Origin of the sequence: Sorangium sp. So ce1014, from assembly GCF_051521505.1 — a bacterium.
Classification (GTDB): Bacteria; Myxococcota_A; Polyangia; order Polyangiales; family Polyangiaceae; genus Sorangium.
In genome coordinates, this window is the sequence record NZ_CP150356.1 from 10036284 (window position 1) to 10056307 (window position 20024).

18 protein-coding genes are annotated in these 20024 nt (G+C 72.6%); 6 read left to right on the plus strand and 12 right to left on the minus strand.

Annotation, left to right across the window (positions count from 1 at the left end; translation table 11 throughout):
• Positions 1 to 77: 77 nt before the first annotated feature.
• The 11 genes from WME75_RS38070 to WME75_RS38120 all read right to left on the minus strand — a co-directional run bounded on the left by WME75_RS38070 (position 78) and on the right by WME75_RS38120 (position 12436).
• Entirely contained in the window at positions 78 to 938 is an 861-nt protein-coding gene (locus WME75_RS38070) for a helix-turn-helix transcriptional regulator (RefSeq protein ID WP_437481507.1), read from the minus strand.
• A 66-nt stretch (positions 939 to 1004) separates the two neighbouring features.
• Positions 1005 to 1835 (minus strand): PP2C family protein-serine/threonine phosphatase, encoded by an 831-nt coding sequence (locus tag WME75_RS38075; RefSeq protein WP_437481508.1) that lies wholly within the window; start codon positions 1833 to 1835, stop codon positions 1005 to 1007.
• A gap of 321 nt (positions 1836 to 2156) precedes the next feature.
• Positions 2157 to 2507 (minus strand): hypothetical protein, encoded by a 351-nt coding sequence (locus WME75_RS38080; protein WP_437481509.1) that lies wholly within the window; start codon positions 2505 to 2507, stop codon positions 2157 to 2159.
• A gap of 138 nt (positions 2508 to 2645) precedes the next feature.
• Positions 2646 to 4235 carry a hypothetical protein gene (locus WME75_RS38085; protein WP_437481510.1) on the minus strand — a complete coding sequence of 530 codons (1590 nt, stop codon included), beginning with the start codon at positions 4233 to 4235 and terminating at the stop codon, positions 2646 to 2648.
• A 20-nt stretch (positions 4236 to 4255) separates the two neighbouring features.
• Positions 4256 to 5236: a PEGA domain-containing protein gene (locus WME75_RS38090; protein ID WP_437481511.1), complete on the minus strand. Its 981-nt coding sequence runs from the start codon at positions 5234 to 5236 to the stop codon at positions 4256 to 4258.
• Positions 5237 to 5532: 296 nt separating this feature from the next.
• Positions 5533 to 7092: a PGRS family protein gene (locus tag WME75_RS38095; protein ID WP_437481512.1), complete on the minus strand. Its 1560-nt coding sequence runs from the start codon at positions 7090 to 7092 to the stop codon at positions 5533 to 5535.
• 14 nt (positions 7093 to 7106) lie between these two features.
• Entirely contained in the window at positions 7107 to 8228 is a 1122-nt protein-coding gene (locus tag WME75_RS38100; protein ID WP_437481513.1) for a PEGA domain-containing protein, read from the minus strand.
• Positions 8229 to 8260: 32 nt separating this feature from the next.
• Positions 8261 to 9256 carry a hypothetical protein gene (locus WME75_RS38105; RefSeq protein WP_437481514.1) on the minus strand — a complete coding sequence of 332 codons (996 nt, stop codon included), beginning with the start codon at positions 9254 to 9256 and terminating at the stop codon, positions 8261 to 8263.
• 32 nt (positions 9257 to 9288) lie between these two features.
• Positions 9289 to 10092: a sigma-70 family RNA polymerase sigma factor gene (locus WME75_RS38110; RefSeq protein WP_437481515.1), complete on the minus strand. Its 804-nt coding sequence runs from the start codon at positions 10090 to 10092 to the stop codon at positions 9289 to 9291.
• The gene (locus WME75_RS38115) at positions 10089 to 10394 is read right to left on the minus strand and encodes a hypothetical protein (protein WP_437481516.1); all 306 of its coding nucleotides are present in this window, start codon (positions 10392 to 10394) and stop codon (positions 10089 to 10091) included. The genes WME75_RS38110 and WME75_RS38115 overlap by 4 nt, the downstream gene beginning before the upstream one ends.
• A 56-nt stretch (positions 10395 to 10450) precedes the next feature.
• Positions 10451 to 12436, minus strand: coding sequence for a protein kinase domain-containing protein (locus WME75_RS38120; RefSeq protein ID WP_437481517.1), 1986 nt, complete (start codon positions 12434 to 12436; stop codon positions 10451 to 10453).
• Between the two features lie 310 nt (positions 12437 to 12746).
• Between WME75_RS38120 and WME75_RS38125 the strand changes: the two genes are divergently transcribed.
• The 4 genes from WME75_RS38125 (at position 12747) to WME75_RS38140 (ending at position 16641) form a co-directional block, all read left to right on the plus strand.
• Positions 12747 to 13565: a hypothetical protein gene (locus WME75_RS38125; RefSeq protein WP_437481518.1), complete on the plus strand. Its 819-nt coding sequence runs from the start codon at positions 12747 to 12749 to the stop codon at positions 13563 to 13565.
• Positions 13566 to 14087: 522 nt separating this feature from the next.
• Positions 14088 to 15053, plus strand: a complete 966-nt coding sequence (locus WME75_RS38130) for a glycosyltransferase family 2 protein (RefSeq protein WP_437481519.1) — start codon at positions 14088 to 14090, stop codon at positions 15051 to 15053.
• Entirely contained in the window at positions 15050 to 15667 is a 618-nt protein-coding gene (locus tag WME75_RS38135; protein ID WP_437481520.1) for a class I SAM-dependent methyltransferase, read from the plus strand. The genes WME75_RS38130 and WME75_RS38135 overlap by 4 nt, the downstream gene beginning before the upstream one ends.
• Positions 15668 to 15669: 2 nt before the next feature.
• On the plus strand, positions 15670 to 16641 hold the full coding sequence (locus WME75_RS38140; protein ID WP_437481521.1) for a lysylphosphatidylglycerol synthase transmembrane domain-containing protein: 972 nt from the start codon (positions 15670 to 15672) through the stop codon (positions 16639 to 16641).
• Positions 16642 to 16676: 35 nt separating this feature from the next.
• Here the strand turns inward: WME75_RS38140 and WME75_RS38145 are convergent, their stop codons facing one another.
• Positions 16677 to 17315: a hypothetical protein gene (locus tag WME75_RS38145; protein ID WP_437481522.1), complete on the minus strand. Its 639-nt coding sequence runs from the start codon at positions 17313 to 17315 to the stop codon at positions 16677 to 16679.
• Between the two features lie 109 nt (positions 17316 to 17424).
• Between WME75_RS38145 and WME75_RS38150 the strand changes: the two genes are divergently transcribed.
• Positions 17425 to 19575: a DUF2079 domain-containing protein gene (locus tag WME75_RS38150; RefSeq protein WP_437481523.1), complete on the plus strand. Its 2151-nt coding sequence runs from the start codon at positions 17425 to 17427 to the stop codon at positions 19573 to 19575.
• Entirely contained in the window at positions 19550 to 19996 is a 447-nt protein-coding gene (locus WME75_RS38155) for a universal stress protein (protein WP_437481524.1), read from the plus strand. Before WME75_RS38150 ends, WME75_RS38155 begins: the two co-directional genes overlap by 26 nt.
• The last annotated feature ends 28 nt before the right edge of the window (positions 19997 to 20024 follow it).

The window sequence follows — 20024 nt, forward strand, 5'->3', positions numbered from 1 at the left end:
AATCCGAGCGCCGTGCGCCGCGTCGCGGTTGCCGTCCATCGCGTCACCCGTCTCCCAGCCGCACCAGCACGCTTTTCTCACCCATGGCGCCCTACTCCCGGGAGCGTCGTGTTCAGGGGAGAGCGCTCTGCTTCCTCCCAATCGGACGCACTGGCAGCGCTCGTCCCCCCTTCGTCGGGCTGTAGCGGGAAGCTCGTCAGGGTGGCAGCGCGACGGGCGAGCTGTTCCCCCGCGACCGCGCGGACAGGGCGCGGTGGCCGGAGCTGCGACAGGGGAGGCGGCGGGAGCTTCGCCCGCGGACTACTGGCCGCGAGCTCGGGAGACGGCACCACGGGCGGAGGAGTGTCGAGCGCGCGGGGAGGTACCGTCGGCGGAGCCGGCAGCGCCGTCTCGCGCTCGGTGACGGGCGCCCCGACCCGGATCGCCACGGTGTCCTCCGCGTCCGTCCGGCGGTCGTCGTGCAGCCGCCAGAGGCGCTCCCAGTACCGCGCCGGCGTGCCGGTGAAGGTCTCCAGCTGCCGCGCGAGGCCGGGCATCATGGGCAGGTCGCTCCTCAGCAGCCGCTCCACCTCCCTCGGTTCCAACCCCGTGCTCTCGGCCAGCTTCCTCCTCCACGAAGGCGTCGTCGCGCAGAACGACTCGAGGACCCTTCCTGGCCAGGGGACGGGGCGCCCTCGGGCGTCTCTCAGCTCGGCGAGCGCCGCATCGACGTGACAGTCCAGGAGGCGCCGGCAACGGTCCCGCTCCCCCGCTGCCTGCTCCTTCGCGTCGGTGAGGGCTGCCTCCTCTTCATCATGCGCCTGCTCGCGCGCCTCACGAAACCCCCGCTCGCGTCCCAGCGCTTCGCGCGCGGTGACCGCGAAGCCGATCGCGACGCACGCGATCATCGCGAGCCCGATCGGCGAGACGAGCCACATTGCACCCAGCATGTCTTCCATGTTCCCTCCTGAACCGTGAGCACTCCTGTCCGATGCGCCGCGGAGCCCGGCCTCGTGCTGCCCGACCTAAGGCATCCCCTCGAGTACGCCGTTCGTCGCGCCTGCCTCAGCGCGCCGCCTCGCCCCGCCTCCCAGCCGCGCCAGCACGCACGTCACGTTGTCCGGTCCGCTGTGCTCGTTGGCGATGTCGACCAGCAGGCTCGCGGCAAGGCTCAGATCCCGGTGCCTTCCCAGCACCCCCGCGATCCGCGCCTCGGGCACCGGGCCCCACAGCCCGTCCGAGCACACGAGGAACAGATCGCCCGGCTTCGTCGCCTCCACGCGTGATTCGATCTCCACGCTCTTGTCGCACCCCAGCGCCCGCGTCACCGCGTCCGCACGACCGCTCAGCGCCTCCAGCGCCGCGAGCGCACCGTCGCCCTCGCTCAGCAGCTCCTCCAGCAGCGTGTGGTCCCGCGTCAGCCGCTCCATCTTCCCCTCGCGCATCCGGTAGACCCGCGAGTCGCCCACGTGCGCGATGTACGCCATCCCCGCTCCGAGCAGCACGCCCGCGAACGTCGTCGCCATGCCGCGCACCTCTTCTCGCCGCTGGCTCGCCTCGTAGATCGCTCGGTTCGCGCGCCGCACGCTCATCACCAGCCGCACCTCGTCCCGGTCGTGCGCGCTCCCCGTGCCGTACGGCCACGTCTCCTCGAGATCCTCGTCCACCTCGAAGCAGCTCTTGACCACCTCGATCGCCATGCGGGACGCGACCTCGCCAGCCGCGTTGCCGCCCAGGCCGTCGGCCACCATGAACAGCCCCAGGCACGGCAGCGCCGCGAAGCTGTCCTCGTTGTTGCTCCGGCGCCGGCCTACGTCCGACTGCGCTGCTGCCTCGATGGCGAGCGTTGGATACACCTTCGTCCTCCTCGCGCGCTCGTCGTCAGGACGAGCCGAGCCATGGCGCGCCGTCGACAGCGGCGCGCGGTTCCCTCGATGTCCTCAGGCCGCGCCGCGCGCGGCCTTCGCTACGTCGCTACCTCAGCGCAGCCGCAGCGCCGCCAGCACCACGCCGCACATGAGAATCCATCACCCGCGCCCGTCGCGAGGACGAGCGGACTCGCTGGCGCGCTGCGTGGCGCGCTGCGATGGCAGGGCGCCCGGTCCGTCCTCCGAGGCCGCGCACCGCGGCGCTGCCGTGGGTCATCGGAGCGCGCGCGGCGCTCACACGCCCGTCGATCAGTTTTCCGTTGAGTCCGGACGACGCGGCCGCGCGAGCGTCAGCGGCGTCGGCTTGCGGTCGCTCTCGCTGCGCGTCCGTGGAGCGTTGGCGGACGGCGTGGTGTCTTCGCCGCCCGGCATCAGGAAGTTGAACCGCATCCCGGAGGGCGGCGCGATGTCCTCCACGTCTTCCCGTTGAGCGGCTCGCTCCGCTCTGCACTCCTCGCAGAAGCGCCCCGCGTCCCACGCGACGTCCTCGAGACCCAGCTTCCGCAACCACGCGAGCTCCCACATCTCCCGCGCGCTCACGTGGATCACGTTTCCCGAGCGGGGCATGTTGGTGGTGTTGATCGGCCGACGTGTGGACATGGGCGCTCCTTCTCGGATGAGGCCGCCCATTCTGCCGTCGACGAAGCTGCTCGCCCAGGGTTCCATCGCGAAAATCATAGACATCACGCTTACTTGCCATTGGGCGTCTGAGATTCTCACGGGATGACATGCTCTTCCTCACTGTCCGCAGCGCTCGCCGGTCGCGAAGTTCCAGCACACGCCGCTCGCCCCAGGCGCCCCGGCGCTCTCGGGCGGGCCGCCGGCCGGCGGACTACCGAGCGCGGCGGCGCCGCCGTCGCCGGCGGTGCCGGGCGTGAACTGTATCGCAGGCGCTTCGCTCGGCGCTGCCGCGTAGGCGATACCCACGGCGTGGCCGCCTCGACCGCCAGCGCCGGGGCCGCCCCAGCCGCCATAGCCGCCAGCGCCACCGCCGCAGCCGTAGGTTGAGGGGGCGAGTCCCGAGCCGGCGCCGCCGGCACCGCGACGGACTCCAGCGGCACCGCTCTGTCCGAGCACTCCCTCTCCCCCCTTGCCCGCCTTGCCCACGGCGACGCTCACGTCGGTCAGGAGCAGGTTCGTTCCGAGGCTGAGGATCCCGACGCTCGACCCGCCGGCTTTGCCGCCGCCGCCGCCTTTGCCCCCGCACCCGCCGGCTCCGCCTCCGCCGCCGCTCGCCCCAACGCCCACCACCACCTCCTCGCCGACCGTGCAGAACGGCCCCGCCTTCGCGCCGCCGCCTCCTCCTCCCCCTTGACCTCGCTTGCCCGATGTGCCCGTGCCGCCGTCGCCGCCCGCGATGCCCGTCAGCGTCAGCGTCGTGGCGATGCCCGCGGCGCCGGCGGTGCCGGGGTCGCCGCGCTTGCCGTACTCGCCATCTCTGCACTCCTCGGCATCCGTTTCACCGATGCCGCCGAGCCCGTATTCGTCAGGATTCTCCTTCGGCAACGGCGCGCCGTCCTCCCCGCGCAGCCCGTTGCATTCCTCAATCCCTGGGCTTCCTCCGCGACCGCCTCGGCCGCCGGTCGTCTCGCCGTCCTCGCACGTGGTCGTGCCGGGTTCGCCACCGAGGACGACGCCGCAGGCGTTCCCCATCGCCCCAGCCGGCGCTCCCGCCTGCGGCGCTTCCGCTGGCCATTCGCCCTTCGCGCCGTCCATCGCGCCGCCTGCGGTCACGTCCACCTGCGAAAGCTCCGCCTCGATGTCCGCGACCGCCACGCCGATGGACGACCCGCCCGGCAGCGTCGCGTCTGCGGCGTTCACCTTCAAGCTCCGCACCTTCGCGCCGTTCGCGGCCTCGGTCAGCGTGAGCGCGATCTGATCCGCGGGCGCCTCGATCGCGCTGCGCGCCTCGGCGCTCCACGTCCACCCGGCCGCGCAGTCGAAGCCGCCGATCACTTCGATGTCGGCGTCGATCGTCACGCTCTCGGCGAAGGCGGAGCTCGTGCAGGCGAGCACCCGCTTGCCGTGCGCGTGGACGATCGCCTCGGCGAGCGAGGCGTACGGCGTCGCCTTGGTGCCGTCGCCTCCGCGCAGAGCGTTCGCGCTCGCGAACACCGCGCACTCGTCCGTCGCCGTGCTCGCGTCCTCGGTCGGGTCCGCTTCGCACGCATCAGGCGTCCCGCTACTGCTGCTCGTCGGTCGGAAGTGCTCGCACGTGAGCGTCAGGTCACAATCGTCGTGGATGTAGAACCAGAGCCCATCGCAGGCGCTTGCGCCGATGACGAGCGCCGTGGTTGCCGTGAGCGCCCGCATTCTTCGAAGTGTCATGATGTGACCTCTCCGCCTCATCACCACGTGCCCACTGCGACGATGCCACCGCCGTTCAGACGGAGGTCGGGTCGTACCGACAGCACCGTCGAAATGGTCCCTGCTCGCCTGGGCCAGAGCGCACACGTCACGGCGGCGAGCGCGGACACGCCGGACGCGATGTAACTGCCGAACGCGGCGGTACCCAGGCCGTCGGCCTCAGCTCCCAATCGATCCAGCTCAGCGCACCGCGCGGTGAATGCAACCGACGGCGCGACGCACTGCCCTCCAGCGTCCCGGATCGAGCGGCTCTGTGCGTGCGCTTCGTCGTTCGCGCTGTTCGACGCCACCGTGAACCCCACCCCCACTCCGAGCCCCACCGCGCTCGCCGCCCCCAGCGCGATCACCGGCACCCAGCTCCGCTGCGCCTCCACCCGCGCCCCCGCCGCGGGCGCCTTCGGTTTCGCGTCCCCGATCAGCAGCGCGCCTGCCGCTCCTGACCGCGTCGCCGCCTTCGGCTTCAGCTCCCTCGTGATCTCCTCGTGCGATCCCGCCACCGCCGCCACCGGGATCACCGCCTCCTCGTACCCCGCGCGCCGGATCACCAGCGCATGCTGCCCAGGCTCCAGGTAGAGCTCGTGCTTCGCCTCCTCCTCCGGCACGCGGCCGCCGTCCAGGAGCACCTCCGCGTCCGCCACGTTCGTCACCCGCACACGCAGCGTCCCCACCCGCGCCTTCGCCTCGTCGAGCATCGCCTGCATCCGCAGAAGCCGCTCCGGCTCGATCTCCGGACCGACCGTCCGCACGCCGAACGCCAGGTACTTTGCCGCCGACGCGGGCTTGTTCAGCAGCAGCTGCACCTGCCCGAGGTTCGTCGCGATGTCGTACGACTTCATCCGGGCCCACGCCCGCAGGTAGAACAGCTCCGCTTTCTCCAGCCGGCCCGCGAGGTGCGCCCTGCGGCCTTCCTCGAAGTCCCGCACCGCGCGGTCACGCTCGCTGCTCTCGCTCGACGCGGGCATCGCTCGCTCCTCTCCCCGGACGCTGCTTGGCGCTGCCGTGCTGCCAAGCAGCACCGACGTCACCAGCCATCCCGCGCGCACCGCTCGCCTCACGGTCGCTTCCTCATCATCCGTGCAACGTCCGCCATCCACGTGCTCGCTCCTTCGCGCTCGCTGTCCTGCCGCGCGCGCACACGTCCGCCGTTCGCCACGCCTGCCGTGGCGCGCCGTCTCGCCCGTCGTCCTCTCCGCACCGCTCCGCGCCGCTACCGCGGCGCACGCTCCGCCGCAGCAGCAGCGCCGCTCACGACCTCACCTCAGAACGCCTGCACCTCGGCCTTCACGCCCGCCGCCCCCTCGCCCTCTGCATCCGCGCCCGTGCCGCCTTGGCCCGCTTCGCCCAGCTCCACCGTCGCTCCTTGCACCGGCGGCGCCGCGCCCGTGTACGCGATCCCGATCGCGTGACCGCCCCGACCGCCGCCGCCGGAGCCGCCTGGACCTCCCTTGCCGCCAGCCCCGCCCGAGCAGGCGTCGTTCAACGCGGTCGCTGCCTCGGGCTTCTTGCCGCCGGGGCCGCCCGCTCCTTCTTCGCCGCCATCCTGACCGGCCCCGCCCTTGCCCCCGGCTCCACCGCGCCCCGTCTTCAGCGTCACCTCCTCGAAGCTCAGCGCCGCGTTCAGGCTGATCAGCGCGATGCTCGACCCGCCCGCTCCGCCACCTCTCCCGCCGGCCCCGCCGCAACCGCCCGCACCTCCAGAGCCGCCGCTCGCCCCGCCGGCCAACGCTTCGTTCGGGCACTTGTCTGTGCCTGCGCCGCCCTTCGCTCCGCCTCCTCCGCCTCCGCCTTGCGCAGTGCCGCCCTTCACGCCATCGCGGCCGGAGGCGCCGGTGAAGCCGCTGGCGCTGATCTTGCCGAGACCCGTCGCGCCCGCACCAGGGCCGCCCTCGGGGCCGTTCTCTCCTGCGGTCCCGTTGAAGCACAGGTCTGCACCTTCGCCCTTGCCTCCGTTGACCAAGTACTCTGGAGCACCGGGCGAACCGGCGACGGCGGCGTCCGCTTCGCCGTTTCCGCCTGAGCCTCCGCGCGAATCGTCGCTCGGGTCGTCCGGCGTGCCGCAGTCGTTCTTCACGCTCCCGCCCGGCACCACGATCTCCGCCGAGCACGCCTCGCCGCCGCTTTTGCCCTCGGCTCCCCCCATCGCGCTCGTCTCGTGCGCAGCTCCCGCTGCTCCCGCCGCCGCATCTCCCGCCTCCAGCACGCACCGCGCCAGCTCCACGTTCGCCTCTTCCGCCACCGCCGCGATCGACGACGCTCCCGCGAGCGTCACGTCGTCCGCGTCGATCCCGCGCGCCTGCACGTGCACGTCCTCCACGCGCACGTTCGCCTCAGCTCCCCCGCCGCGCACTACCAGCGGGATCTCGCCTGCGGTCGCCGTCAGCACCGTCTTCCTCTGCTCGCCGGCCCAGCCCCACCCGCTCGCGCAGTCCAGCCCCCCGTAGATCGTCACGCTCCCCGCGACCTCCACCGCCTCCTCGAACGCCTCCGCGCACGCGTACACCCGCCGCGTCTCGTTCTCCTGCGCACGCAGAAGCGCCGCAGCCAGCGTCTTCACAGGCGCTTCCTTCGTCGCCGCGTTCTCGTCGCTCCCCGACGACGACACGAACACCCCGCACCCGTCGTCCACCACCACGCCGCCGTTCTCGCTCGGGACGCATTTGAGCGGCGTCTCGTTGATCCTCCATCGCCCCCGGTACTCCTCACACATCAGAGTGAAGGAGCAGTCCTCCTCCAGGTTACTCCACACGGCATCGCAGCCGCCGATGAGGACAGCGATCCCCAACGCACCGAGCAGCCAGCGGGTTCGTCGCACTCTCATTGCTTCCTCGCTCGTTACCATGCGCCTGCCAGGATGATTTCGGCACCGGACGCGTGAAGCCGCGGAACCGCCAGCACACGCCCGGCAGCTCCGCTGCCCTTGTCGTGCGGCCAAAGGGCGTAGGTCACCGCAGTGAGAGCCAGGACGCCCGATGCCACATAGGCCACACGCGCAGCGTTTGCGAACGTGTCAGTACGCGATGCCGCCTTCCGAAGCTCTTCGCACACGTCCGCGTAGGCGCCCGCAGCGTCCACGCATGCGCCAGGAGCATTCCAGATTGCAGCCTGTTGAGCCTCGCCATCCGCCTTCGCCCCGTTCGACGCCGCCGTGAACCCCACCGCCACCCCGAGCCCGACGACGCTCGCCGCCCCCAGCGCGATCACCGGCACCCAGCTCCGCCGCTCGTCCACCTGCGCCCCCGTCGCGGGCGCCTTCGGCTTCGCGCCCCCCATCCCCGCCGCGCTCGCCGCTCCCGGCCCCGCCGCTCCCGGCCCCGTCGCCACCGGCGCCTTCTCCGCCTTCGGCTTCAGCTCCGGCTCGATCGTCTCCGTCATCCGCGGCGCCGCAAGCACCCCCACATGCTCGTCCTCGTACCCGGCCCGCCGGATCACCAGCAGGTGCGGCCCTGGCTCCAGGTAGAGCTCGTGCTTCACCTCCTCCGCCGGCACGCGCTCGAGGTCCACGAACACCTCCACGTCCGCCACGTTCTTCAGCCGCACCCGCACCGTCCCCACCTGTGCCTTCGCCTCGTCGAGGAAGTGCCGCATCCGCGCGATCTGCTCCGCCTTCGCCGACGGCGGCGCCGTCCTCAGCGCGAACGACAGGAACGTCGCCGCAGACCGCGGCTTCTTCAGCTGGAGCTGCACCTCTCCGAGGTTCGCCGCGATGTCGAACGACCTCACCAGCGACCACGCCTTCAGGTACAAAAGCTCCGCGTCCGACCACCGCTTCTGCTTGAACGCATCGTTCCCCTCCCGGTAGAGCTGCGCCGCGCGGGCGTTGTCGCCGCGCGCCTCGTCCTCCCCGGCCGCTGCCGCCGCGCTCGGCGGCGAGGCCTGCGCGAGGGCCGCGGCCGGCGCGAAGGCGCACAGCGCGCAGAGCGCCGCGCCCGTCAAGTGCATCGTCAGGTTCCTCATCGCGTGTTCCATCGTCGATCCATCCCGGCGGCTCAATCGAAGTTCGGCGTGTCGTAGGGGCTCGGCGGCGGCGGCGCGTCCGGTCCCTCCCGCGCAGGCGCCGCGCCCGCCGGCCGCTTCGGCGCGTCCCGCGCCTGCGCCGCGGAAGCGCTCGCAACCGGCGACGCGCGCTGCGAGCCGGCCGGCGCCCCCCGCCTGCTCTGCTGCGCGGTCATCGCCGCTGCTGTCGCCGCCTCTCCGCGCGGCACCGGCCGCGCGGAGACGGCAGCTGCTGTGGGCGCCACGCTCGCAACCGGCGGCGCCACCTCGCTCGCAACTGGCCCCGCCTCGCTCGCGACCGGCCCCGCCGCGCTCGCCACCGGCACCCCTGCGCTCGCCGCAGCCATCCCCTCCGCCCGCCGGACCGCTGCCGCCGCGGCCTGCGCCGCACCGCCTGCGCCACGCGCCACCTCGCCCGCACCGTCTCTCGCTCCCCACCCGGATCGCACCACCGCCACCGCGATGGCCAGCAGCACGCCCATCACCAGCACCGCCGCCGCGCGCCGCCCGCCCGCCCGGCGCGCCGCGCGCCGCGCCGCCGCGATCTCCGCGAGCCGCGGTGCCCCGCCCGCTGCTCCCGCGCTCCCCGCCGGCGCACTCTCCGCCGCGGCATCCCCCGTCGCCGCCTCGCTCCCAGCGGCCCCGCCGCCCTCGCCTCGTCCCCCGTGCCACTCCGCCAGGATCTCGCTGTCGATCACGATCGGCTGCCGCTTCGTCACCGGCAGCCCCTCCGGCATCGACACGCTCGGCGCCCCCACGTCCGCGAGCGGCGCGCGTTGCGCCGGGTTGCGCGCCCCGCCGCCCCGGCGCGCGTCGGCCTGCGGCGGCGGCACCCGCCGCGGATCCTCGAGGTGGACCCGCTCCATCTCCAGCGTCGGGTGCAGCGGCCGCGGCGCGACCTCGCCCACCGCGTAGGCCCTCGCCGCGTCCTCGCCCTGGCTCTGGATCGGCCGGGGCACCCCCGGCGCTTCGCCGTCCTGCTTCGCCATCGCCTCGCTCCCTGCCGCCCGCGCCGCGCGGCCTACCGCCCGCGCCCCCGCTCCCTCGCCCCCGGCCCCGCCGGTGGATCCTCGAGCACCCCGCGCAGCACCGGGCCGACCCCAGGCTCGTCCCGCGGCGGCGGCGCCGACGTCACCCCCCGCTTCACGAGCGCCTTGCGCAGCCGCTCCCGGCCCCGCTCGAGCCGCCGCCGCACCGTGATGTACGCGACGCCGAGGAACGCCTCCGCCTCGTGCATGTCCATGCCGTCCACGAACACCGCGCCGATCACGCGCCGCTCGTCCTCCGGCAGCTCGGCCAGCGCCTCCCCGAGCGCCCGCACCGCCACCGCGTACTCCGCGCGCTCGGCCGCGTCCTCGCCGGGCGGCGACCGCTGCGCCACCCCCACGCCCGCGACGACGCCCACCACCGCGAGCGCGTCGCTGAACGCCTGCAGCCGCGCCTGGATCTCCTCCGGCCCGTCCCGCAGCACGTCGAACCCGCCCCGGTGGTGCGCCGACAGCGCCGCCATCGCGCGGCGCATGGCCACGTCGCGCTGCCGCGCCGTGGTCTCCGCGCGGACGAGGTCCAGCATGCTGCCGTCGATCCGCGCGATGGCGTAGCCCTCGAACGAGGTGTCCTGCGCCTCGTCGTACCGGCGCACCGCGTCCACCACGGCCGCGTTGCCCTCCGCGACGAGCTGCGCCCGGTCGACCAGCCCCGCGTACCGGCGCGCGTGCCACCGGGCGCGCGCCTCGACCTTCGGCAACGCGTGCTCCACGAGCGCCCGCTGCCTCGGGGTGAGCAGCGGCAGCACCTCGGCATGCTTGTCCGAGCCGCCGGTCACGCCCCCTCCCTCCCGCCGCCCGCCGCGCCCCCCGTGCGGCCCGGATCGCGCCCGTCGAGCGGCGCGCCCTCGCGCGGCACCTCCCCGCTCGATTCGGGCGCCGGCCGCGCCATGAGCTGCCGCAGGAGCGCGACGGAATAGGGGTTCTTGACCAGCTCGTCCTCGATCGCCTCGCGCAGCTGCGCGAGCATTTCCTCGGGCACAAGCCCGCGGTACGGCGCGAGGCTCCGCTCGACCGTCTCCGCCACGACGCGCGCTGTGCGCAGCCGCTCCTCGTCGATTTCCTCGTCCTCGTGTGACATCACGGCGTCCTTTTCGCGCTCGCGCGCGCTCCAGCTGTCCGTCCGCCCGCGCGCCCTCAAAAGATCGGCGACGCCCCGAAAGGCGCGGCCTCCTGCCGCTTCGGCGCGGCCGTCGCCGCAGGCCGGCGTGGCGCGGGCGACGCCCCAGCGCGCGCGGGCGCCAGCCCGACCGGGGTTGCCGCCGGCCCGACCGGGGTTGCCGCCGGCCCGACCGGGGTTGCCGCCGGCCCGACCGGGGTTGCGGCCGCCGGCCCGACCGGGGTTGCGGCCGCCGGCCCGACCGGGGTTGCGGCCGACCCGACCGAGGTTGCGGCCACGCCGGCCGACCCGACCGAGGTTGCGGCCACGCCGGCCGACCCGACCGGGGTTGCGGCCGACCCGACCGAGACCGAGGTTGCGCCGGCGGCACCGGCGGCCTCCACCGAGCTCGCGGGCGCGGCGGGCGCCCCCGGCGGCGCGAGCCAGCGCACCGCGAGCGCGCTCGCCACCGAGGACGAGAGCACCAGGGCGATCAGCACCCACGGCGCCATGCGCACCTCGCGCCGGACGCGCGCCCCGGCACCTCGCTCGTCCACCGCCCCGGCGCGCGCCGCGGGGAGCTGCCGGAGCATCGGGCTCGTCGTGCGCGCCGCGGGCGGCGGGGAGGACCCCGGCGGAGGCGGCCGGGACAGCGACGAGCGCTCCGCCACCGGCAGGATCTCCGTCCCCCGCGCCGTCCTCCCGGCGCTGCCCGGCGCGCGGCCGTCCCCAGCGCGCTCCGCCGGCCACGGTCCGGGCCCGAACCCCGCCGCCCGGACGCTCTCCCAGTCGACCGGCGCCGTGCCGCACGGCCCCAGGGCGGGCACCGGCGAGGCCACCACCACCCTCGCGGACGGCTCCCGCCGCGGCACCTCCAGCGTCGGCCCCGTCGCCGGCGGCTGGTAGACCGCGCGCTTGCCCGCTCGGCCGGGGATCGGCGGCTCGCCGGGCGGCGCCACGAGCGAGATCCGCCCCTCGGCCTCGTCCTTCGCGAGGCGGCTGCGCAGCGCGATCATCGCCTGCGCCATCTCGGCCATCGAGAGGTACCGCGCCACGGGCTGCTTCGCGGTGGCGCGCCGGATCACCTCGTCCACGTACTCAGGCAGCCCCGTCACCCCCGACAGCGGCTCGGGGTCCGCGAAGAACTGCCAGTTCACGAGCATCGTCCGGTCCTGGAAGGCGTCGCAGAACGGGTGGCGGCCGGCCATCATCTCCCAGAGCACGAGGCCGAGCGAGTAGACGTCGAAGCGCGCGTCCGCCTCGGACCCGGCGAGGTTCTCCGGCGCCATGTAGGCGGCCGTCCCGAGGCGCACGTTGCGCTGGGTCGTCCGCATCTCGTAAGGGATGACCTTCGCGATCGAGAAATCGACGACCTTCACCCACCCGTCCACCGTGAAGGCGATGTTGTCCGGCTTGACGTCGCGGTGGATGATCTGGTTCTCGTGCGCCGCGTCGAGCCCCCACGCGACCTCGAGCGCGACGTGCAGCGCGAAGAGCGGCGACAGCCGCCCCTGGCGCTCCAGGACGGTGGCCAGCGTCGGCCCGTCGAGGAACTCCATGAGCATCCAGGCCGTGCCGTCGGCCTCGCAGCCGATATCGAAGACCTCGACCACATTGGCGTGCTGGATCCCGAACATCCCGTGCGCCTCGGCCAGGCTCCGCTCCGCCTTCCTCGCGTCCTTCCGGTCGCGCAGGTGCATGATCTTGAGGGCGCACCGCGCCCCGGTGATCCGGTGGCGGACCTCGTACACCTCGCCCGAGTACCCGGCGCCGATGAAGCGCACGATCTCCACTTGGTGGAAGACCTGACCCGGCTGGAACACCTGCGGCTCGATGGGCTCTCCGGCGTCGCTCACGTCGCTGGCACGCTCCTTCCCGAGGTCGACGGTACTCGTTATCGTGAGTTGCGGCATCGTGAGCTGCGGCGGGGGGCACGCGTCGGTGGCGGCCAGCGCGGCGGTGGGCAGGGCCGCCGTGACGTCCGGCGGCGCCGCGGCGTGGGTCGGCCGTCTCGTGGTCTCCATCGGCGGGTGCCTCGCTGTCGTGGTCTCCATCGGCGGGTGCCTCGCGGGCGAGCCCCCCGAAGGAGGCGCCGCCGTCGGCTCTCATGTCGGGGCAGCGCCTCCGGAGTGCTCACCCGATTTGCAGGGCCCCAAGAAAGAAACCGCTCGCGGCGATCGCCGCCGCGGCAGGGAGCGGCAGAGAGCGGCAGGGAGACCGAGCGAGCGCCGAGCACGATTCCGACCGGGCTCCTCGCGCAAAGCGCTTGCGGGAGCGCGCGCGCTTCTCGCTAGAATGCACGGCTTCCTGGGGGAGGATCGGAGAGAGAGAACGATGGCATCCTATGGATACAGCTTCGTCACAGACAAGGCGTTCAGCGCGTTCGCGCGTGATCTCGCGCAAGGCGCGTGGAAGAGCGTCTCTATCGACAAGTACGATGTTCCGAACCGCGTCCCGGCGGCGTTGCTCCTCGAAGCGCCGAAGCCGGTGATCTGGAAGGCGCGCGCGATCTGGAGCATCGCGGCGCTCGACGAGGCGCTCGGCGTCGCCTCGGCCGCGGCGCTCGCCGAGCTCGACACGGAGTGGGACACTGCCCAGCGGGCGCTGCACCTGTTCCTGGCGTCGGCGGTCGAGGGCAAGGACCCTGCGCAGCGCGACGCGGCCGTCCGGCTCCGCGGCGCCCTGCTCGCGGGGGCCGGCACCGAGCAGACCCGGTACACGTACGACGCCGAGGTCGACCACGGCTGGCACCAGCTCTCGGTCGCCGGCAAGGCGCCGCTCGCCGCCGACGTGAAGAAGGTCGGCGCCGGGGCGTACCTGAAGCGCATCGAGGAGGCGACCGAGGCGCTCGCCAAGGGGCTCGGCCGCAGCTCCGGCCAGAAGCGCGCTGTCGCGCGGTCGAAGCGCATCCGGGAGGCGGTTGTCGCGTGCACGCAGGCGTTCAACGCCATTCACGACGACATCGGCTGGCTCATCGAGCACACGCCGAGCGGCAAGCAGCGCGAGCTCCTCCAGGCGCTCCACGCGCCGTTCCTCGCCCTGCTCGAGCGCAGCCCGCAGCGCGCCCCGGCGGCCGCCGCACCGGAGGAGGAGCAGGACGCCACGGAGGAGGACGCCGAGGAGCCCGAGGCGCCGGAGAGCACGCCCGAATGAGCGCGACCGCCGGCCGGCGCACGACCGGCCGGCGGCTCATGGCGTCCTGCCGGGCCTCCGCAGCCCTTCCCCGAACCCCTGCCGGGTCTCCGCAGCCCTTCCCCGAACCCCTGCCGGGCCTCCGCAGCCCTTCCCCGAACCCCTGCCGGGTCTCCGCAGCCCTTCCCCGAACCCCTGCCGGGCCTCCGCAGCCCTTCTCCGAACCCCTGCCGGGCCTCCGCAACCCTTCTCCGAACCCCTGCCGGGCCTCCGCAACCCTTCTCCGAACCCCTGCCGGGCCTCCGCAACCCTTCTCCGAACCCCTTCTCCGAACCCCTCCCCCTGCCGGTGACCGGCAGCACCTTGCCTTCGCGCGATCGGCATCCGGTGACGCTTCCCGGGGACGGAACCGCACGTTCCTGTGGCGATCTGCTATCCTCCGCCGCCGTGATTGTGGACCAACCCCCCACACCTGCCCCTACGGAGGCTCAGGAGGACCGAGTCACGTTCGGGCTCTCCGCCTTCGATCCTCGTCCGAGCCTCATGGCGCCCTCCATTGCGCCGGCCGCCTCGACAGCGCCGCACGTCTCGGTGGTCGTCCCGGGGCTGAACGAGGCGGAGAGCCTGGCCGAGCTCGCGCAGCGCGTCGATCAGGCGCTGAGGGGGCGCTTCACCTACGAGCTCATCTTCGTGGATGACGGCAGCACGGACGACACCTGGGCCGTCATCTCCAGGATCCGCGCGGAGAACCCGGTGGTGAAGGGCATCCGGCTGCGGAAGAACTTCGGCAAGGCGACGGCGCTGACGGCCGGCTTCCGCAAGGCGAGGGGCACGGTGGTTGTCACGATGGACGCCGATCTCCAGGACGACCCGGCCGATCTGCCGAGCTTCATCGCCAAGGTCGAGGAGGGGCTCGATGTCGTGGTCGGCTGGAAGGTCAACCGGCTCGACCCCAAGAACCGCCTTGTCCTGTCCCGCATCTTCAACGGGACGGTCCGCTCGGTCACGGGCGTGAAGCTCCACGACATGAACTGCGGCTTCAAGGCGTACCGGAGCGAGGTGCTGCGCACCATCCCGATCTACGGCGATCTCTTCCGGTTCATCCCGGCGCTCGCCGCGTGGCAGGGCTTCCGTGTCGCGGAGATCCCCGTGCGCCATCACCCCCGCAAGTACGGCAACTCCCGCTACGGCCTGGAGCGCATCCTGCGCGGCTTCTTCGACCTCCTCAGCGTCATGTTCCTGACGCGCTACTCGAAGAAGCCGATGCACCTCTTCGGCCTCATCGGCCTCGTGTTCGCGGCGGTCGGGGTGACGATCAACGCGTACTTGAGCCTCCTCTGGCTGCTCGGGTACAGGATCGGCGATCGGCCGCTGCTCCTCCTCGGCGTGCTGATGATCCTCCTCGGCATCCAGTTCTTCTCGATGGGCTTCATCGGCGAGTTTCTCACCTTCCAGATGCAGCAACGGCACCAGGCGGACGAGCTGCCAGTCCGCGAGGAGCTCGAGTGATATCCGACGCTTACTTCGGCCGCTTCGAGACCCCGAAATACCGGAATGCAGGCGCGCTGAAGCGGAAGCTCATCCAGCGCTTCGCTTCCGCGATTCACGATCTCTTCATCGAGGCGAACCCGGTCCAGCGCGTGCTCGAGATCGGGGTCGGGGAGGGCTTCCTCTCCGGCTACCTCTCCGAGAAGTTCCCGGAGAAGCAGTTCACCGGCGTGGACCTCAGCGCCGCCGATATCGAGCGGCTGCAGCGGCTCTTCCCGCACATCCAGGCGCGCGTCGGGAGCGCCTATGAGCTCGGCGAGCTGCGCGAGCTCTCGCCCGGGTTCGACCTCGTGATCTGCGCCGAGGTGCTCGAGCACCTCCACACGCCCGACCGGGCGCTCGCCGAGATCCAGCGGCTCGCACCCGCGCGCGTCATCCTCTCCGTGCCGCACGAGCCGTTCTTCAAGCTCTCGAACCTGCTCGCAGGGAACAACGTGCTCCGCCTGGGCAACGACAGCGATCACTTCAACCACTGGAACCCGACGTCGTTCCGCCGGCTCATCGAGCCGCGCTTCGACATCCTGCGGATGACGACCTCCTATCCCTGGGTCCTCTGCCTCGCAGCCCCGCGCTGAGCATGCGCCGCACAGCCGTCAGGGCGCTCGTCCGCCTCGTCGGACCGCTCCTGCTCGCAGTCGTGATCCTGCGCATCGACGATCGGGGCGCGGTGCTCGACGTGCTCGCCTCGGCCTCGGCTGCCCCGCTCGTGCTCGCCGCGGCGCTGAACCTCGTCAACATCCACCTCAAGGTGGTCCGCTGGGACGCGCTGCTCCGCGCCCGGGGCATCCATTACCCCCTCGGGCGCGCCTGGGCGTCGTTCCTGACGTCGCTCTACGTCGGCATGCTGACCCCGGGGCGCATCGGCGACGTCCTCCGGATCCGCTACCTGCGCCATGACCTCGGCGTGCCCTACGCGGAGGGGCTGGCCTCTGTCGTGATGGACAGGCTGTGCGATCTCTATGTGCTGGCCGCGTTCGTCGCCGTCGGCGTGGCGCATTACAGCGCGGTCATCGCTGGCCGCCTGGCCTGGCTGACCTGGGGTGGCATTGCGCTCACGGTCCTCGCGCCGCTCGTGCTGCTCATCCCCGGGCTCGCCGAGCGGCTGATGCTCGCCGTGTCCGGCAAATTCGTGAAGGAGCCCGCGGCGGACGCGGAGCCTGGCGCGACGCGCCGTTTCCTCGTGGCCTTGCGGGCCCACGTCGGGCGGGGGCTCTGGGTCGCGCTCCCCGTCACGATGGCGACGTTCATCGTCAACTTCGTCCAGGGCTACCTGCTCGCGAGGGCGCTCGGGCTACCGCTCTCGCTGTTCGACACCACGTGCCTGCTCGCCATCGCGAACCTGCTCAGCCTCCTGCCGATCTCGATCGCTGGCGTCGGCGTCCGTGAGCTCTTCTTCTCCCTCGTGTTCCCGTCGCTTGGTTTCACCGCCGAGCACGGCGTGAGCTTCGGCCTCCTCGTCTTCGCCGTCATCTATCTCACCGTCGCCGCCCTGGGCTTCGTGAGCTGGCAGATCGCCCCGCCACCCACCGCCCCCGCCACCCAGCCCTGAGTCCCCTCCCCCACGCCGTTCGCGGCGCGCACCCGCTAAAGAGAGAAGGGGGTGGTCAGGGTGAGGGCCTCCCCGTTGAAGGCCGGCACGCGCGTGGCGGCGGCGCGGAAGGCGTCGCTCACGCACTCGCCGACCTCGGTCCCGGCATAGGGCGGGCCGTCCAGCTCCACCTGGGCCTCGCCGCTCGGCGCGAAGGTGACGGTCACGCTCCCCTCGCCGCTCGGGCCGCCCGGCTGCCAGCAGCGCTGCGCGCGGACCCGGCCGTGCTCGAGCGCGGCGCCCGCGGCCCTGCCCACGCGCAGGCGCGCCGCGTCGACCCGGTTCGACCCGTGATCGTACCCGTCATGGGAGCGCGGCAGCATCTCGGCCGACGCGGGGTACGGAGCGCCCCGCTGCGGGCAGTGCGCGGGGCGCACCATCGCGTAGCCCGTCGCGGTGGCGAAGCCGCACACCGCGAGCGCCATCAGCAGGGCGCGCTGCCCTCCGCCCCGGCCGTGAGGCCCGTCGGGCGGGCCGTCGTCGCCAGATCCGCCGCGCAGCCGCTCGACCTCGGCTCGGATCTCGGCGAGCTCCGCATCCCGGGCGGCGAGCGCCGCCTCCCGCTCCTTCAGCTTGGCTTCGAGGGTTTCGATGCGGGCGCGGGCCGCATCGAGATGATCCCGGTAGTGCGACATGGGCCCATTCTACCGCGGTCCGCGGGCGGCGCCCTGCCCTTCCTGCGCCCCCTGCACCGTTCCTTGACAGCGGGGGGTAGGGTCAAGTAGCCGAGGACCGGCCTCGCCCATGCCAGAGAACCATCGCACCAGGCTGAACAGCGCGCTCACGAAGCTCGACGGCGCTATCGAGCGGCTCGCGCGCGCCACCTTGACCCTGGCGCCGTGGCCGATCCTCTTCGGCATGTGCATCGCCGTGACGGCCTGGGTCTTCACCCACCCGAGCCGCCTCGCCCCGCTCGCGACGAACAAGCTGACCGAGCTGGAGCGCCGCTGGATGGCCGGCGGCGCCGTCGCCGCCATCGTGGGGGTCGGGCTCGCCTACTTCCTCGTGATGCTGGCGCGGCGGGTCTTGACGCGCTCGTGGGACGTGGTGGGCACGGCGGGCCGCCTCAACCGCGCCCTGCTCCCCCTGCTCGCGCTCCCGTTCGTCGCCGCGCTCAAGCTGCCGAACATCGAGAAGGACAGCCCGAAGACCGCGATCTTCTTCGCCGCCCTCGCCGCCGCGGCGGTGGGCGCGGGCGTCTACGCCTGGGGCCGCGGCGCGCGGCTCTCGCCCGGGCTCGACGACGCGCCCGAGCGCGCCGGCGCGCTCGCCAGGGCGGGGAGGTGGCTCGCGCCGCTCGCCGCACTCGCGCTGTGGGCAGGCTACGGCCTCTTCTTCTCCCGGCTCGCGCTCACCAACCACCGCGCGCTGCACACGCGGACGACGGACCTCGGGTACTACGACAACATCTTCTACCAGTCGATCCACGGCCGGCCGCTCGGCTGCTCCTGGATCAAGGCCGGATACCACGGCTCCGCGCACTTCGATCCCCTCCTCGTCCTGCTCTCGCCGCTCTACCTCATCTACCCGAGGGCGGAGTTCCTCCTCGTGCTCCAGTCGGTGTGGCTCGGCGCCGGCGTCATCCCCGTGTACCTGCTCGCGCTCGACAAGCTCGAGCACCGCGGCAAGGCGCTCCTGCTCGCCGCCGCGTGGGCCATGTATCCCGCGCTGCATGGCGCGAACATGTACGAGTTCCACTCGCTCACGCTGATCTCGCCGCTCGTCGTCTGGCTCCTCTACTTCTACGAGACCGGCAGGGACAGGCTGTACTGGGTCACCCTCGCCGCGCTGCTGCTCTGCCGGGAGGACGTCTCCCTGCTGATGTGCTTCATCGGGCTCTACGCCATCCTCGATCGGCGCGCGGGCAGGGCGCGTCTCGGCTGGGTGACCATCGCGACGAGCCTCGTCTACCTCGTCATCGTGAAGCTGTTCTTCATGACGTCGGCCGGCATCATCATGTCGGGCAAGGACGCGTACTCGTTCGCCTACTACTACGAGGACCTCATGCCGAACCGGAGCGGGCTCGGCGGCCTCCTCGTCTCGCTCCTCACGAACCCTGCCTTCGTGCTCAAGGTCATGCTGGAGGAGCCGAAGATCCTCTTCCTGCTCCAGCTCTTCGTCCCCCTTGGCTTCCTGCCCTTCCTCGCCAGACCCGGGCGGTGGATGCTCGCCTACGGGCTCGTGTTCTGCCTGTTCGCCTCGCGCGACGCGGTCTTCTCGATCCACTTCCAGTACTCGTCGGTCCTCTTCCCCATCGCCTTCGCGCTGACGCCGATCGCGCTCAAGCAGGCCGAGGACTCCGCGCCGGCCGCGTACCTCGGGCTCGACGGGCGGCGCCTCTCGCGCGCGCTGCTCGCGGCGGTGCTCGTGGCGAGCGCGCTCGTGTCGTGGAAGTTCGGCGGCCTCATCGACAACGCCTCGTTCAAGGGCGGCTTCGCGCGTGTGGCGCGCAATCTCACGCCCGAGCAGGAAGCGACCTACGCGTGGGTGAGGCAGCAGGTCGAGGCGATCCCGCCCGGCGCGATCGTCGGCGCGACGAACAAGATGGGGCCGCACATATCGAACCGGAAGGAAGCCTATTTCTACCCGGGGGACCGCGCCGCGATCCTCCAGTACGTGCTCCTCGACGAGGGGGAGCTCAAGGGCAAGGACCTGGACCGCCACAACGCGACGGTGAAGCGCGGCGAATTCGCGGAGATCAGCCGGCTGAAGAAGATGGCGCTGTTCAAGCGGGTGAAGCCGGCGTCGAAGCGGCCGGCGCCAGCGGCGCTCGACGAGCCCCCTACCGGCGACCCGCGTCCGGAGCTACGAAAGCCGGACAAGAAAGACGGCGGCGCGCCGCCCGAGCCCACCAGCACCGCGGAGCAAGATGAAGACCCTCCTCCTGGCCCATGACTTCGATGAGACCTCCGAGCTCGCCCTCGACAAGGCGATCGAGCTCGCCGGAAAGCTCTCCGCGAAGATCGTCGTTGCGCACGTGTACAGCCTGCCCGTCTACACCTTCCCGGAAGGCTCGTCGCTGATCCCCTCGGCGGAGGACGCCGCGCGCCTCGCCGATGCGGCGCAGCGGAGCCTCGATGAGGTGCTCGAGCGCCGGCGCGGCGTGGCCGGCGTCGAGCTCTCGGGCGTGCTGCGCGCCGGCGTCCCCGACGAGGAGATCTGCCGGCTCGCGGACGAGATCAGCGCCGACATGATCGTGATCGGGACGCACCGGCGCGGCGCCATCGCGCGGGCGCTGCTCGGCAGCGTGGCCCAGCGGGTGGTGCGCGCGGCGAAGGCCCCGGTGCTGTCGGTTCGGGCGTCAGAAATTTCCTGACCCCCTGTCAAATGCATCCGGCCGCGGC